Raw genomic sequence first — 15,360 nt, forward strand, 5'->3', positions numbered from 1 at the left:
AAGTTGAATTAGGATCTTTGCAACTTTCATTAGTAAACAGAACCCGATTTTTTTAACCAATAATGACCAGGATTAACATCTTGGTCATTGTAGTTTTAAAATAATGTCAAACAAAGCCACCAAGAGCCATCCGACCCCCCTTTGGATAAGCCCTTTTAAATAGCTTCTAAATTTCCTGCATCACTAAAATTTTTTGTTATGCAAGGAGAAGACGATTTGAGAGGATTGGCCAAAATCATGGCTTTTATGCGTGCCGTAAGTATTCTTTTGGTACTGATGCACTTTTATTGGTTCTGTTATGGGTTCTTTGCCGAACGTGGATGGACACTGGAAATTATCGGTAAGATACTGACCAATTTCAACCGTACCGCAGGGCTTTTTGAGCATACGCTTTACACCAAAATTTTTGCGTTGATATTGTTGGCGTTAAGCTGTCTCGGCACAAAGGGCGTAAAGAATGAAAAGATAACGTGGGCGAAGATTTATTCCGCCTTAGCTATTGGCCTTGTGCTGTTTTTTCTGAACACCCCATTATTAAAATTGTCGGCAGGGATTGCCACATCGCTTTATATCCTTACAACAAGCATGGGTTATATAGCCTTGCTTATGGCAGGGTTATGGATGAGCCGACTACTCCGCAATAATCTGATGGACGATGTTTTCAACAATGAAAACGAGAGTTTTGGGCAGGAAACTCGTCTGATGGAAAATGAATACTCTGTCAATCTTCCCACAAGGTTTTATTACAAAGGCAAGTGGAACAATGGATGGGTTAATATCGTCAACCCTTTTCGAGCTTCGATTGTACTCGGTACTCCCGCTCCGGAAAATCCTACGCCATCGTAAACAACTACATCAAGCAACACATCGAAAAGGGCTTTGCGATGTATATCTATGATTTCAAGTTTGACGACCTTTCCACCATCGCCTACAACCATTTGCTGAAACACTCCGATAAGTATAAGGTAAAGCCAAAGTTTTACGTTATCAATTTTGACGACCCACGCCGTAGTCACCGATGCAACCCACTTAGCCCTGCCTTTATGACGGATATTTCCGATGCCTACGAAGCCTCTTATACCATCATGTTAAACCTCAACAGGTCGTGGATTTTGAAGCAAGGCGATTTTTTCGTGGAAAGCCCAATTATATTGCTTGCATCCATTATTTGGTTTCTGAAAATCTATGAAAACGGAAAGTATTGCACGTTTCCCCATGCCATCGAATTATTGAACAAAAAATATGCAGACGTTTTTACGATACTTACCTCATATCCCGAATTGGAAAACTATCTGTCGGCTTTCATGGATGCGTGGCAGGGCGGAGCGCAAGACCAGTTGCAGGGCAGATAGCATCGGCAAAAATTCCATTATCACGGATGATTTCGCCACAGCTTTATTGGGTAATGACAGGGATGATTTTTCACTGGACATCAACAACCCCCAAGAGCCGAAGATACTATGTGTCGGGAATAACCCCGACCGCCAAAATATCTATTCGTCCGCTTTGGGATTGTACAATTCGAGAATTGTAAAACTCATCAATAAGAAAGAACGGTTAAAGAGTTCCGTAATCATAGACGAGTTGCCTACGATATATTTCCGAGGATTGGATAACCTTATCGCAACAGCTCGTAGCAATAAGGTAGCGGTATGCTTGGGTTTTCAAGACTATTCACAATTAATAAGGGATTACGGCGATAAGGAAAGCAAGGTCATCCAAAATACTGTGGGTAATGTTTTCTCAGGTCAAGTAGTTGGCGAAACGGCTAAGAATTTAAGTGAACGCTTTGGTAAAGTATTACAGAAACGCCAAAGCATGACCATTAACCGTAATGACAAATCTACCTCGATATCCACCCAGTTGGATACCCTTATACCTGCCTCCAAAATATCTACACTCACTCAAGGTATGTTTGTCGGAGCGGTAGCGGACAACTTTGAAGAACGTATCGAGCAGAAAATCTTCCATGCCGAAATCGTGGTGGATAATGATAAGGTAGCTACCGAAACCAAAGCCTATCAGAAGATACCTGAAATCCTATCTTTTGTTAATGAACAGGGAGAAGATAAAATGAAACAGGAAATTGAAAGCAATTACCGCCAGATAAAATCGGATATTCTGCATATTGTTGAAAGCGAACTGGAGCGTATCAAGAATGACCCCGATTTACAGCATTTGGTGCAACAAGAGTAGGTGGTTATTCAGTCCATACCGTTTATTGTAGTATTCTTGGCAAACCTTTAAGCCCAAGAATATCTTGACGGAGCAATCCCTAAATACTGTTTAAAATCCTTAAAGAAATGGTTATAATCATAATAGCCGGAATTCAGAGCAACATCAAATAAGTCGGCAGAATCTTCCGGGCCACAATGACCATAGGCGTATATAAAACGCTGAAGAGAAATATATTTTTTGGGTGATATTCCTAAGTATTTTACAAAGTTACGATGCAACCACTTGTGGTTTATTCTTCCGCCTAATTTCTTTAAGAGGTCTGACACAGTGGTATTACCCCTTTGTTCATCTATATGTTCAATAGCTGCCTGTAAAAAATACGGCAGATTATTTTCAATGTAACATGAGGAAAAAACTTCGTCAAGAAAACTGACTTTTTCAGCGATGCTTTCCTTCTGATACATTTCATCAATGACAGAACACCATGTTTCATCAACGATATCCCGGAAACCGCATATAGGGTTTGACTGAAAAATTAAGGGGTCGATATCGAATATAGAATAGAATGAGGCAGGATTGAACCTCAGTACCATAATGTATTCAAGTCCGTCTGGGATTTCCCATTGCGTATCTTGTATAACGCCACAACATACCCAGGCAGACTGCAACCTGATTATTTTTCCTTTTTCCTTAAGAATTACATCGTCTGATGAGCGGGGCATAAAAATCAGGGACGGAAATCCATCATTAAAAAGAGGCTGGTTAGACTCTAAATCTTTGCAGGGAAATAGGTATGCCCCAAGAATATGCTTGTTGGCAAATGATTTATAAACCATTTCTTTCCCCTTCAAGGAATTTGAACGGATGAAGTATCGAACTTGATATTTTTTAAGAATTTAATAGGCATGCAAATGCAAATATACGAATAATAAGTTATAAACTAAGCTCATAAGTGTCCATTTTTTACTTTCCCCGCCATTGCCAGTAAGATATCTTTGTGTACAATTTTTACAATTTATATGCATGAAAAAAATCTTTAAAAAATTCTTCGAATCGGCATCAAGTGGAGGAATTATATTGTTCGTTTGTGTCATCATTTCACTTGGTATAGCAAACTCACCATTAGGAACAGCATTTGAAAATCTCCTTAGTTTTCCGCTTGGCTTTGAAAACCCATCCATTCATTTAAAGTATTCCTTAGCCTTATGGATAAATGATGGTCTTATGGCTATATTTTTCCTGTTGGTCGGTTTAGAAATCAAAAGGGAACTAATCAACGGGGGATTGTCCACACCACGCCAGGCGGCTTTGCCTATTATAAGTGCAATAGGTGGGGCATTGATTCCCGCAGGTATCTATGTGTTTTTGAATGGAGGTACGGAAACAGCAAGTGGTTGGGGAATCCCGATGGCAACGGATATTGCGTTTGCCCTTGCTATTCTTGCCATGTTGGGGAACAAAGTACCGTCATCGTTAAAAATATTTTTGGCGGCGTTGGCAATCGTAGATGACCTAATTGCTATTCTCGTTATCGCCATATTTTATTCTGCGGAATTGCACGTGGCCTATTTAGGGTATGCGGCAGGAATAATGTTGTTACTTATCATCTTCAACAAGATGGGCATACGTTCGCTTGCGTTTTATATTATACCGGGGCTTTTTATTTGGTACTTCATACACCATTCAGGTATCCACGCAACCATTGCCGGAGTATTGACGGCATTGGCTATCCCAATGACAACAAAAGGAGAAAAACAATCGCCTTTACTAAAATTGGAACACGCCTTGGTTAATCCTGTCAATTTCTTAATTGTTCCCATATTTGCACTTGCCAATACCAACATCCGGTTTGAAAGTGCCATGCTTGATGGACTGGTTTCCCCTTTGGGATTGGGAATAATTATAGGATTATGCATCGGAAAACCTGTGGGTGTACTTTTAATGTCTAAATTGGCTGTAAAACTCAATATAGCCCAACTTCCAGCCGGAGCGACTTGGAGACATATCATTGGCTTAGGGTCGCTGGCAGGGGTCGGCTTCACGATGGCTATCTTTATTTCCCTGCTTTCCTTTACGGACGGTCTACTGATTGCAGAAGCTAAATTCTCTATCCTGATAGCCTCTCTGCTTTCGGGGATAATAGGATATACCTTATTAAATTCTTCAAATAAACTAAAAAAACAGATTAACATGTTGTATAAAACAGAAGAAGAAATTGAATTGATAAAAGCCAGTGCTATGCTGGTCAGCAAAACGTTAGCTTCAATTGCGGGTATAATCAAACCGGGAATTACAACCTTAGAACTGGATACACACGTCAACACATTCATACGGGACAATGGAGCTATCCCTTCATTCCATAATTACGGTGGGTTCCCTTTCAATGTATGTGCCTCGGTAAACGATGCGGTAGTTCACGGCTTCCCGAACAAAACACCTTTAAAAGAGGGCGATATTGTTTCTATTGACGTGGGAGCGTATAAAGATGGTTTCCACGGTGACCAAGCCTATACTTTCATAATCGGGGAAGTGGATAAAAATATCCTGAATTTAGTTAAAGTAACTAAAGATTCTTTAGTAAAAGGAATAGAAAAGGCTATCCACGGAAATCGTGTCGGGGATATTGGCTATGCTATTCAATCGCATGTTGAACCACATGGATATGGCATTGTAAAAGAATTTGCCGGACACGGTTTAGGACGGAGCCTGCACGAAGCACCCGATGTCCCAAACTATGGGCGAAAAGGACAAGGCAAAATGCTAAAGGAAAATCTGGTTATTGCAATAGAACCCATGATAAACTTTGGTATGGCAAACATATATACAGCGGATGATGAATGGACGGTTCTGACCAAAGACGGCAATGTTTCGGTTCATTTTGAACAAGATGTATGCGTAAAAAAAGGCAAGGCTTTAATCTTGACAGACTTTGGCATTATCGAGCAGGAAGAAAAAGCAAACAGTAACCTTAATTCATCTTATTATTAATGCGTAGCGCTGAACGACCGAACGCAAGAGTATTGAGAGAGGAACTTGATTTTGTGTTCCAAAAATCACTTCTTCCCCATATCGGTCTGTTCAATAGTTTGGCGGACAAGCCATACGCTGACAATAAGAAAATAAAACAGCTTATTATAGTCCTGTCGAGCTCCATAGAACAGTTAGGGCTTCCTGTTATAAATCGCTACAAAGATGCGCTTAAGGATATACCTGAATTTTGGATGTTGGGATTTGTGAGGGATAAAGATGGCGCAAACAGCGCATTTACAATAACAAAGATTGAGCGGAAAAGACCAACATTGGGTATTATTTTATTGCCGTTAAAATCCGTGGCATATACTGTGGTAGATTCAGAACCTGCCCATGAATTTGATTTTTGTCAGTCGTCAATTATACAAAAGCAATATTTTGACAATGGTGCGGTAGTTAAAAAATATGTTGATGACGACACGTTCCTGCGGATTATAAAAGGCAGTAAGCCCGTTAATAAGAAAACCGGGACTTATGTAAAAAACATCATAGATAACCATAGTGGGGCAATCCGTTTTGTTGAAATGGAAACCCCTTTGAACCTTATCGGTATCGCAAAAAACAGAGCGGATATCTTTGTACAGCTTAAACCTGTTTGGGGGTGGGAACTTGGGGCGTTTGACCTCCTTATCCATTCCTGCGGTTATATGGTAACAGGGCAAGATGGTATTCTGCCTGTCGAATATAATTCGGACAGGCTTAGGATCGCCGGCTTTATTGCGAAAAATAATTTTGAATACGATACATTGGATTTTAATAAGTATTGATATGGAACAGCTTGAAAAAGAATTGGACAAAAGAGTGCAGTCGTGGTTGCAGAGCAATTTCGATAGCGACACAAAGAAAGAAATAAACGATATGCTTGAAAGCGGACGCTTCACAGAACTGACGGATGCTTTTTACCGTGACCTCGATTTTGGAACAGGTGGTTTGCGGGGTGTTGTGGGTGTTGGTACAAATAGGATGAACAGATATACTGTGGGCATCGCTACGCAGGGATTTGCAAACTACCTGAATAAAAAGTATAAAGGGCAACCTGTTAAAATTGCTATTGCTTACGATAACCGGAACAGTTCAAAGCACCTTTCAAATGTTTGCACCGATGTCCTTACCGCTAACGGTATAGAAGTCTTTATTTACGAAGAATTAAGACCAACCCCGGTTTTATCTTTCGCCGTTCGGGAACTTGGCTGTCAAGGAGGTATCATGCTGACTGCTTCCCATAATCCTAAAGAGTATAACGGTTATAAGGTATATGGAAGTGATGGTGGTCAATTGGTATATCCCGCAGACGTTGAAGTAATCAAAGAGGTCAGGGAAATAGCAACTATTGACCAAGTAAACTTTGCTTCCAATACCGACCTTATAACCTATTTAGATCATGAACTGGATGAAATCTACTTTAATAAAATTAAACCCTTTTCTATCAGGGCAGACATTGATAAGGCAAAGGAAGACCTCCATATCGTATTTTCCCCATTGCATGGTACGGGTATCACGATGGTTCCCGAAGTACTGTCAAGGTGGGGCTTTAAAAATGTCCATGTTGTTCCTTCACAGGCAACCCCCGATGGTAATTTCCCGACTGTGGAATATCCCAACCCCGAAGAACCAGAGGCGTTTGAACAATCGCTGGCTTTAGCCAATGAAGTCAAAGCAGACATTGCTATGGCAACCGACCCCGATTGCGACCGTGTTGGCGTGGCTGTGAGAAAAGCTGACGGTAATTATGAGCTGTTGAACGGAAATCAATTGGGAAGCCTTTTGGTTCATTATGTCCTGCAGGGATTGAAAGATAGCGGCAGGTTAGATGAAACGGGGTTTGTTGTCAAGACTATTGTTACCACGGGGCTTATAAGCGATATAGCCCGTTCATTTGATATAGCATGTTATGATGTATTGACAGGTTTCAAGTATATAGGCGAAAAAATAACCCAGCTTGAAAATCAGAATACTTTTCTCGTTGGTGGCGAGGAAAGCTACGGCTATCTCATCGGCGATTTGGTGAGGGATAAGGATGCTATCATTTCCTGTGTTATCGTTGCTGAAATGGCGGCCTGGTATAAGTCGCAAGGACTGACACTACTGGATGCCCTGTCATCATTATACGAAAAATACGGGCATTACAGAGAACAGCTAATTTCTGTAACCAAGAAAGGAAAAGAGGGACTGGAAGAAATTGCAAAATTGATGGATAACTTACGCCAATCTCCCCCTACGCATTTAGCTGGAATTAGGGTAGCAGCAATTAAAGATTACGAGATTTCTCAATCATTCGATTTGATAAACGGAAGCAAAACGGCTATCGAACTTCCAAAATCCAATGTATTACAGTTCATTACCGAAGCTAATGATGTTGTATCGGTAAGACCCTCTGGTACTGAACCGAAAATAAAATTCTATTGCAGTGCAAAACATATCAGCAACAATGGTACGGAAGAACCCTCTAAGATATTGACGCTAAAAATTCAATCCCTGTTGGATGATATAACTAATAAATAATTTACAATTTTAAGATTTTAGCTTTTCGACCCATGTCACCCATTATTCTACTGTCGTTTCTCTTTGTTTATTTCAGCACCTTGGTATCCATTGCCTATTTGACGTCTCGTAAAGCATCGGATAGTGCGGATTCTTTTGTAGCCCACCGAAGTGCTAAATGGTATATGGTTGCTTTCAGCTTGATAGGGGTGGCATTATCGGGTGTAACATGCATATCAGTGTCAGGAGCAGTCGGGATAAGCAACTTTAGCTATTTCCAGTTTGTATTGAGTTTCGATACTTGGAATGTTCCTTTTATTGTCACCGTAGCTCTTTGTTTGTTTTTGATATGGCTATACACTAATAAGCGAGATTTGAAGAAAACTATTGTCATTACAAATTTATTGCGCGCTAAAGGTTTATTATAAGGACGTGAAGACATATTTTAGATTACTTTCGTTTGCCAAACCTATAAAGAAATATGCGATTCCATATATTATCTGCACACTGATTTCTGTAATTTTTGGAACACTAAACCTAACTTTACTTGTTCCGCTTCTGCAAGTACTATTTAGAGGAACAGGAGATGTGGAAATTGTGTCCAAAGAATCAATTAATCAGCCCGAGGCTATAACGTTGGTGATTGGTTTATATATGCGACCGATACGTTATATTATAACGTGGGAGCGTATGACACATTAAAATATGTATGTATAGTTATTGTCACTTCGGTATTCATCAGCAATCTTTTCCGTTATCTTGCACAACGGGTGATGGAGAATTTGCGTATACACACACTATTGAACTTGCGTAAAGCCGTATTCGATAATGTGATGGATCTGCATATAGGATTTTTTACCAATAATAGAAAGGGAGACATAATATCCAAAATTTCATCCGATGTACAGGTGGTGCAATTTTCCGTCACGTCTACTTTGCAGGTGGCATTTAAAGAACCGTTGCAGTTGATTGCGTATATTATAGTGCTTTTTGCTCTTTCTATCAAACTTACACTGTTTTCACTTGCGATTATCCCTATTTCGGCTTTCTTCATATCTATGATTGTTAAAAGGCTACGCCAACAGGCAAGGCAAGGTCAACAATCGTATGCTAATATGATTTCCTACTTGGACGAAGCACTATCGGGGATTAAGATTATCAAGGTTCTCAATGCTGTTCCTTTCGTAAAATTTCGTTTTAATGACGAGAGCGAACGCTACTCCATGATTATGCGGAGAATGGTGCGTAGGCAGCAGTTGGGCGCTCCTGTATCTGAGTTTCTCGGAGTAGTAATGGTAGCAGTCATATTATTGTACGGTGGGAGTTTGGTATTGTACGGTGAAGGTGAGCTTATTGCTTCCGAGTTTAATCGGATATATTGTGATCTTTTCGCAGGTGATGCGTCCAGCAAAAGCAATAACAGAATCTTTTTCCAATATCCATCATGGAATAGCGGCTGGTGAACGTGTTTTGGAGCTTATCGACGAGAAAAATGCGACTACAGATAAAACCAATGCAAAGCCGATAAAGGAGTTTAATCAATCGATAGTATTTAAACACGTGGAGTTTGCATACGGTAAAAAGCAAGTACTTAATAATGTCAATTTAGAAATTCCAAAAGGAAAGACTGTGGCACTCGTTGGAAGCTCTGGAGGAGGGAAATCAACCTTGATTGATTTAATTCCACGTTTTATGGATGTCACAGGCGGATCCATCTTGTTTGATGGCGTGGATATTCGGGATATCCAGCAGGAGTCTTTAAGGGCAATGATAGGAACGGTAAATCAGGAAACTGTCTTGTTCAATGATACGATCTTTAACAACATCGCATTTGCACGACCAGAAGCAACAATTGCGGAGGTAGAACATGCAGCACGTATTGCCAATGCACACGATTTTATCTTAAAGACGGAAAACGGTTATGATACGAATATTGGCGACCGAGGTGCAAAGCTATCTGGGGGTCAACGTCAACGTATATGTATAGCACGTTCAGTATTACAAAACCCGCCAATTATGCTGTTGGATGAAGCAACCTCGTCTCTGGATACCGAATCGGAAAAACTGGTGCAGGAAGCATTGTATTCCTTGATGAAAAACCGAACCTCGCTGGTCATTGCTCACCGCCTCATTACCATTCAGAACTCGGATAAAATCATTGTATTGGAGGAAGGCACTATCAAAGAGGCCGGAACACACCAAGAGCTTCTTGCGCAACATGGGCTGTACCGCAGATGGATAGAGATGCAACAATCTCAATAATTTCGTTAAATAAAAGTTTTGTATTATGAGCGAAGAAACAGAGAAGTTTAGCTATACTTTTAAAAAAAACGAACGTTTATCCTCAAAAAAGCGGATTGACAACATGTTTAATAATGGAAAATCTTTCATTTCTTACCCTCTGCGTGTGATTTATGTTTCAAGGTTAGATGATTCTGTGCCGCCCGTTTCAGTATTCATCAGCGTACGAAAACGTAAAATTAAAGTTGTTCCAAAACGCAACAGAGTAAAACGGGTGATAAAAGAGGTATATCGGCTGAATAAGTATCAGTTTATCGAACTGGCAAGAGCAAATCGTGGACTGGATATCGGTTTTCTATACCTACATCACGAACCGTTGCGTTATACGGATATTGAAAAAGCCCTCCTGAAAATTGCTGCTAAAATGAAACTATTATTTGAGGGAGGATAATCGGCAAAAATCTTCATAAAGAACCGCAAATCAAGTGAAACCTGTATGATAAGTGTCCATTTTTTACTTTAAATCCATCTTTTTACACCCTAATTTTGCTACATCATAAATTTTTACAAAACATAACATGCCATTAGACAAATCTATCAAAAGTGTCCTTATAATCGGCTCGGGACCGATTGTCATCGGGCAAGCCTGCGAGTTTGATTACTCCGGTTCACAGGCAGCACGTAGCCTTAGAGAAGAGGGAATTAAAGTAATTCTTATCAATTCAAATCCTGCAACTATCATGACCGATGAATTGGTTGCGGACAAGGTTTATTTGTTACCGCTAATCGTAGAAAGTATAGAGCAGATCCTTGAAGAAAATGAGATAGATGCGGTACTTCCCACAATGGGTGGGCAAACAGCATTAAATCTATGTAAGGACGTACAAGATTTAGGGATATGGGAAGACCGAAATGTGCGGCTCATCGGAGTCGATATTAAAGCTATTGACAAAGCAGAAGACCGTGAGCTTTTTAGGGCATGGATGGTAGAGTTAGGCGTGCCTATTGCTCCTGCTAAAGTCGCTAATTCATTACTGGAGGGCAAGGAGTTTGCACAAGAAATTGGTATTCCATTGGTAATAAAACCCTCTTTCACGCTAGGAGGTTCGGGACAGGGCTTTGTAAAAACAGCCGATGACCTTGACAAAGCATTAGAAAATGGATTGAAAGCATCCCCTATTCATGAAGTATTGGTTGAAAAGGCGGTGTTGGGCTGGAAAGAATTTGAATTGGAACTATTGCGAGATGCTGCTGACAACGTGGTCATCATCTGTACAGTGGAAAACTTTGATCCAATGGGAATCCATACAGGGGATAGCATAACCGTTGCTCCGGCAATGACGTTAAGCGATACTGCGATGCAGAACATGAGAAACACGGCTATTCGCTTGATGCGGGATCTTGGGAATTTTTCGGGAGGCTGTAATGTACAGTTTGCTTTAAATCCTGAAACCGAAGAAATAATCGTAGTTGAAATAAATCCACGGGTGAGCCGTTCTTCGGCTCTTGCTTCCAAAGCGACCGGATACCCAATCGCAAAAATAGCAGCTAAGCTCGCTATTGGATATACGCTAAACGAATTAAAAAATCAGATTACCCAAACGACTTCCGCATTTTTTGAACCTGCTCTTGACTACGTTATTGTCAAGATGCCGAGATGGAACTTTGATAAATTCAAAGGAGCCGACGATACCTTAGGGTTACAAATGAAGTCTGTTGGAGAGGTGATGTCAATTGGAAGATCGTTTCCTGAAGCTATACAGAAAGCTTGTCAAAGCCTTGAAAACAACGCTATCGGTCTTGAATCAATTTCACGTAGTCAGATGCGTCCGGAAGAACTATTAGAGTATCTGAAAAGACCTACTTGGGATAGGATTTTCCGTATTAAAGAAGCATTGAAAATGGGTATTTCAATCAAATCCCTTCGGGAACTTACCCAAATAGATCGTTGGTTTCTATATCAAATACAGGATATTGTGAACCTCGAAAATAAGATTATTTCATTCAAGCATTTGGAAAGCCTGACAGAAGAAATCTTGTGGGAAGCAAAAAAAATGGGTTTTTCAGACGAACAAATTTCTGAATTGCTAAAAGATTGCACCGCAGAGGAAGTATATGAGAAACGGAAAGCGTTAGGTATCAAACGTGTTTATAAAATGGTTGATACTTGCAGCTCTGAATTTGAAGCGAAGACGCCATATTATTATAGTACGTTTGAAGAAGATGCCGAAGGTAATTTACTTCACAATGAATCCCAAGTTTCAGACCGAAAAAAAATCATTGTAATCGGTTCAGGTCCAAACAGGATTGGTCAAGGGATAGAATTTGATTACTGCTGTACGCATGGACTTTTGGCAATTAAGGAATCAGGCTACGAAGCCATTATGATTAACTGCAACCCCGAAACGGTATCTACAGATTTTGACATAGCCGATAAACTATATTTTGAGCCTGTCTATTGGGAACATTTGTGGGAAATAATTGAACTTGAAAATCCAGAGGGTGTAATTGTGCAGCTCGGAGGTCAAACAGCCTTAAAATTGGCTGAACGCTTACATAACCGGGGTATTAAGATTATAGGAACATCGTTTGATGATATGGACATTGCAGAGGACAGAGGTAGATTTTCTGATTTGCTTAAAGAATTGCAGATACCTTATCCGGAATATGGAACTGCCTATTCGACTGATGACGCAATGGATGTTGCTAATGAAATAGGATATCCGGTCTTGGTACGACCTTCATATGTTCTCGGAGGTCAACGCATGAGGATCGTTATTAATGACGATGAATTGGAAAAGAGCGTTATAAGCCTACTTAAACATCTTCCCGGCAATAAAATATTAATAGACCATTTTCTTGACCGTTGCCAAGAAGCCGAGATAGATGCAATATGCGATGGTAAAGATGTGCATATCATGGGTATTATGGAACATGTAGAGCCTGCGGGAATACATAGTGGCGATTCCCATTCCGTATTGCCTGTATTCAATTTGGGGTCATTGGAAGTGGAGGAAATGAAAGATATTACCAAGAAGATAGCATTACGGCTCAATATTAAGGGCTTAATCAACATACAGTTTGCTATTAAGGACGGCAAAGTATATGTAATCGAAGCTAATCCAAGAGCAAGCCGGACAACACCGTTTATAGCCAAAGCGTATGGTATTTCTTATCTGAACATAGCAACAAAAGTTATGTTAGGCGAAAAAAGTCTAAAGGACTTTGACATCAAAAAAAATCTTGAAGGTTTTGCTATAAAAGAACCCGTGTTTCATTTCAGAAATTTCCAAACGTTAATAAAGAATTAGGACCCGAAATGAAAAGTACAGGAGAAGCGATCCGTTTCATCAAGGATTTAAAAGACCCTTGGTTTAGACAGCTATACAAAGAACGGAATATGCACCTGAGTAAATAGTTAGAATTAGAAAAAAAATATTAAATGCAGACAGCTAAACAACATACTACGGCATATTTGTACCTCGAAGACGGTACATTGCTTAAAGGAAAGGCTTTTGGTAAAATAGGGACAACAGGCGGAGAACTTTGTTTTAACACAGGCATGACAGGTTATCAGGAAGTCTTTACCGACCCCTCATATTCTGGTCAGGTTTTAATAATGAACACAGCTCATGTCGGCAACTATGGCGTTAACGGCAATGACGTAGAATCACAGGGGATTAAAATAAAAGCCCTAATCTGTAAAAACCTAACGGAGCGTTTCTCCCGATTTACAGCTATCCAATCGCTCGGAGATTACTTGATCGAAAACGGAATAGTTGCCATTCAAGATGTTGATACAAGGGCACTTGTCAACCATATCCGAAGCAAGGGGGCAATGAATTGTGTGGTTAGTTCAGAATTGACTACTAAAGAAGAATTACAAAACGCCCTTGATGCTATACCAAAAATGGAGGGCTTGGAATTGGGATCGGTCGTTTCAACAAAAGAGCCATATACTTTTGGCGATGAAAATGCACCGTACAACCTTGCTTTGCTTGATTTTGGGGTCAAGCGAAGCATGTTGCAGAATATGGCTGAAAGAGGTCTGTACATCAAAGTATTTCCTGCGAAAAGCACCCTTGAGCAACTGATGGAATTTAACCCCGATGCCTATTTCATATCTAATGGTCCGGGAGACCCATCGGCAATGGATTATGCAGTTGAAACAGTAAAAAATATTTTAGAAACTGGTAAACCATTATTCGGTATCTGTCTTGGACATCAATTATTAGCCCGTGCCGTAGGTATTGGAACATTTAAAATGCACCACGGACACAGGGGGCTAAATCATCCTGTCCTAAACCTTAGAACTGGCAAGAGCGAAATTACCACTCAAAATCATGGCTTTGGCATTATACCTGAAGATGTGGAAAAGGCTAAGGACATGGTTGAAATAACTCATTTGAATTTAAACGATGACTCCATTGAGGGAATTAAATTAAGGAAAAAACCTGCTTTCTCAGTACAATACCACCCCGAAAGCACTCCAGGTCCCTATGATTCGAGGTATCTATTTGATGAGTTCTTGGAACTGATAAAAAATTAAGGTATTTATATGAGAATAAGTGTGTCTGCGGTTCAGTTGATTGACTTATTAATAAATATTAAAACTTAGGGGTTGGTACAATATAGTAACAAAATATTACAAGAAATAGAGGAAGAGATTAGTCTTTGTTCTTCGGATATTAATGATTCGATTTCGTTATGGGAGAAAATAATAGAAATAATATTAGACAAGATTAACGAGCTTAAAAAAGCTGTCTTAGCCAAAGGTTTTTCAAGTCAGGAAGAAGAAATTCTCTTTTTCAAAAACCTGAAACCGAAGATTGTTGCCAAACTTATTTACTACAATGCCATTTATAAAATCGAGACAAAAAAACCGTATGGGGTAAAGCCCATTAGGAAATACCTTAAAAAAGAACTGAAAAGACTCAAAAGGTTCTTTGAGAACAATCTTGAATTTTATAAATATTATCGCAATAATAATTCCTTTCTTGACGAGAAGTTCTTTGTACGGGGCAAGCATGATATTAAGCTATGTTTAGATACCTACTATTTTCAATCTGACCAGTCCTTTTCCACTTCGCATGATTATAAAGTTGCCAAAATAATGGCGAACGATTTGATACAGGTCTATATCGAAGACCAACTATATAAGAATATGGAGCAGGAGGATCGATTAATAGACTTGCCAAAGTTGAATTGGACAGGTAGTAAGGCTTCATTGATAGAATTGATTTATGCGTTGCATTATCAAGCTGTTTTCGATAATGGGAATGCTGATATAAGATTAATAGCCAAGTATTTTGAAAGCACGTTTAATGTAAATTTAGGTAATTTTATTCAGACCTATTGGAGCTAAGAACCGAAAGATGAACCGGACAAATTCCTTGATGCGCGTTCGGGAGGAGCTTATAAGGAGAATGG

Annotated in this window: 8 protein-coding genes and 3 pseudogenes; 10 read left to right on the forward strand and 1 reads right to left on the reverse strand. The window is 39.8% G+C overall.

The window, feature by feature from the left end; translation table 11 throughout:
• The first annotated feature begins 198 nt into the window (after positions 1 to 198).
• Positions 199 to 2,196 (forward strand): annotated as a pseudogene (gene mobC / locus L950_RS10940) (conjugal transfer protein MobC).
• A gap of 47 nt (positions 2,197 to 2,243) precedes the next feature.
• Here mobC and L950_RS10945 read toward each other — a convergent pair.
• On the reverse strand, positions 2,244 to 3,029 hold the full coding sequence (locus tag L950_RS10945; RefSeq protein ID WP_021192150.1) for a helix-turn-helix domain-containing protein: 786 nt from the start codon (positions 3,027 to 3,029) through the stop codon (positions 2,244 to 2,246).
• A gap of 172 nt (positions 3,030 to 3,201) precedes the next feature.
• On the opposite strand from L950_RS10945, the gene nhaA reads away from it, so the two are divergent.
• From nhaA to L950_RS10990, 9 genes and pseudogenes are all read left to right on the forward strand, one after another.
• A complete protein-coding gene (gene nhaA, locus L950_RS36435) occupies positions 3,202 to 5,166 on the forward strand; it encodes a Na+/H+ antiporter NhaA (RefSeq protein ID WP_021192151.1) in 1,965 nt (654 codons plus the stop codon).
• Entirely contained in the window at positions 5,166 to 5,975 is an 810-nt protein-coding gene (locus L950_RS10955) for a hypothetical protein (protein ID WP_021192152.1), read from the forward strand. Before nhaA ends, L950_RS10955 begins: the two co-directional genes overlap by 1 nt.
• Position 5,976: 1 nt before the next feature.
• The gene (locus tag L950_RS10960; RefSeq protein WP_031289592.1) at positions 5,977 to 7,710 is read left to right on the forward strand and encodes a phospho-sugar mutase; all 1,734 of its coding nucleotides are present in this window, start codon (positions 5,977 to 5,979) and stop codon (positions 7,708 to 7,710) included.
• A 32-nt stretch (positions 7,711 to 7,742) separates the two neighbouring features.
• Positions 7,743 to 8,117, forward strand: coding sequence for a hypothetical protein (locus tag L950_RS10965; protein ID WP_156169658.1), 375 nt, complete (start codon positions 7,743 to 7,745; stop codon positions 8,115 to 8,117).
• A gap of 4 nt (positions 8,118 to 8,121) precedes the next feature.
• Positions 8,122 to 9,951 (forward strand): annotated as a pseudogene (locus L950_RS10970) (ABC transporter ATP-binding protein).
• A gap of 25 nt (positions 9,952 to 9,976) precedes the next feature.
• Positions 9,977 to 10,381, forward strand: coding sequence for a ribonuclease P protein component (locus L950_RS10975; protein WP_021192155.1), 405 nt, complete (start codon positions 9,977 to 9,979; stop codon positions 10,379 to 10,381).
• Positions 10,382 to 10,508: 127 nt separating this feature from the next.
• Complete coding sequence (carB, locus tag L950_RS10980; protein WP_231577109.1) at positions 10,509 to 13,241, forward strand: carbamoyl-phosphate synthase large subunit; 2,733 nt, start codon at positions 10,509 to 10,511, stop codon at positions 13,239 to 13,241.
• A gap of 131 nt (positions 13,242 to 13,372) precedes the next feature.
• Positions 13,373 to 14,479: a glutamine-hydrolyzing carbamoyl-phosphate synthase small subunit gene (carA, locus tag L950_RS10985; RefSeq protein WP_021192156.1), complete on the forward strand. Its 1,107-nt coding sequence runs from the start codon at positions 13,373 to 13,375 to the stop codon at positions 14,477 to 14,479.
• 72 nt (positions 14,480 to 14,551) lie between these two features.
• Positions 14,552 to 15,360: pseudogene (locus L950_RS10990) on the forward strand (RteC domain-containing protein); the annotation flags it as partial.

The organism is Sphingobacterium sp. IITKGP-BTPF85, assembly GCF_001006065.1.
In the GTDB taxonomy this organism is placed as follows: Bacteria; Bacteroidota; Bacteroidia; order Sphingobacteriales; family Sphingobacteriaceae; genus Sphingobacterium; species Sphingobacterium anhuiense.

What these genes read in the sequence shown, in the direction of transcription:
- L950_RS10975 (WP_021192155.1), top strand. Translation starts at nt 9,977, where the DNA reads ATGAGCGAAGAAACAGAGAAGTTTAGCTATACTTTTAAAAAAAACGAA.
- L950_RS10965 (WP_156169658.1), top strand. Translation starts at nt 7,743, where the DNA reads ATGTCACCCATTATTCTACTGTCGTTTCTCTTTGTTTATTTCAGCACC.
- L950_RS10960 (WP_031289592.1), top strand. Translation starts at nt 5,977, where the DNA reads ATGGAACAGCTTGAAAAAGAATTGGACAAAAGAGTGCAGTCGTGGTTG.
- L950_RS10955 (WP_021192152.1), top strand. Translation starts at nt 5,166, where the DNA reads ATGCGTAGCGCTGAACGACCGAACGCAAGAGTATTGAGAGAGGAACTT.
- nhaA (WP_021192151.1), top strand. Translation starts at nt 3,202, where the DNA reads ATGAAAAAAATCTTTAAAAAATTCTTCGAATCGGCATCAAGTGGAGGA.
- carA (WP_021192156.1), top strand. Translation starts at nt 13,373, where the DNA reads ATGCAGACAGCTAAACAACATACTACGGCATATTTGTACCTCGAAGAC.
- carB (WP_231577109.1), top strand. Translation starts at nt 10,509, where the DNA reads ATGCCATTAGACAAATCTATCAAAAGTGTCCTTATAATCGGCTCGGGA.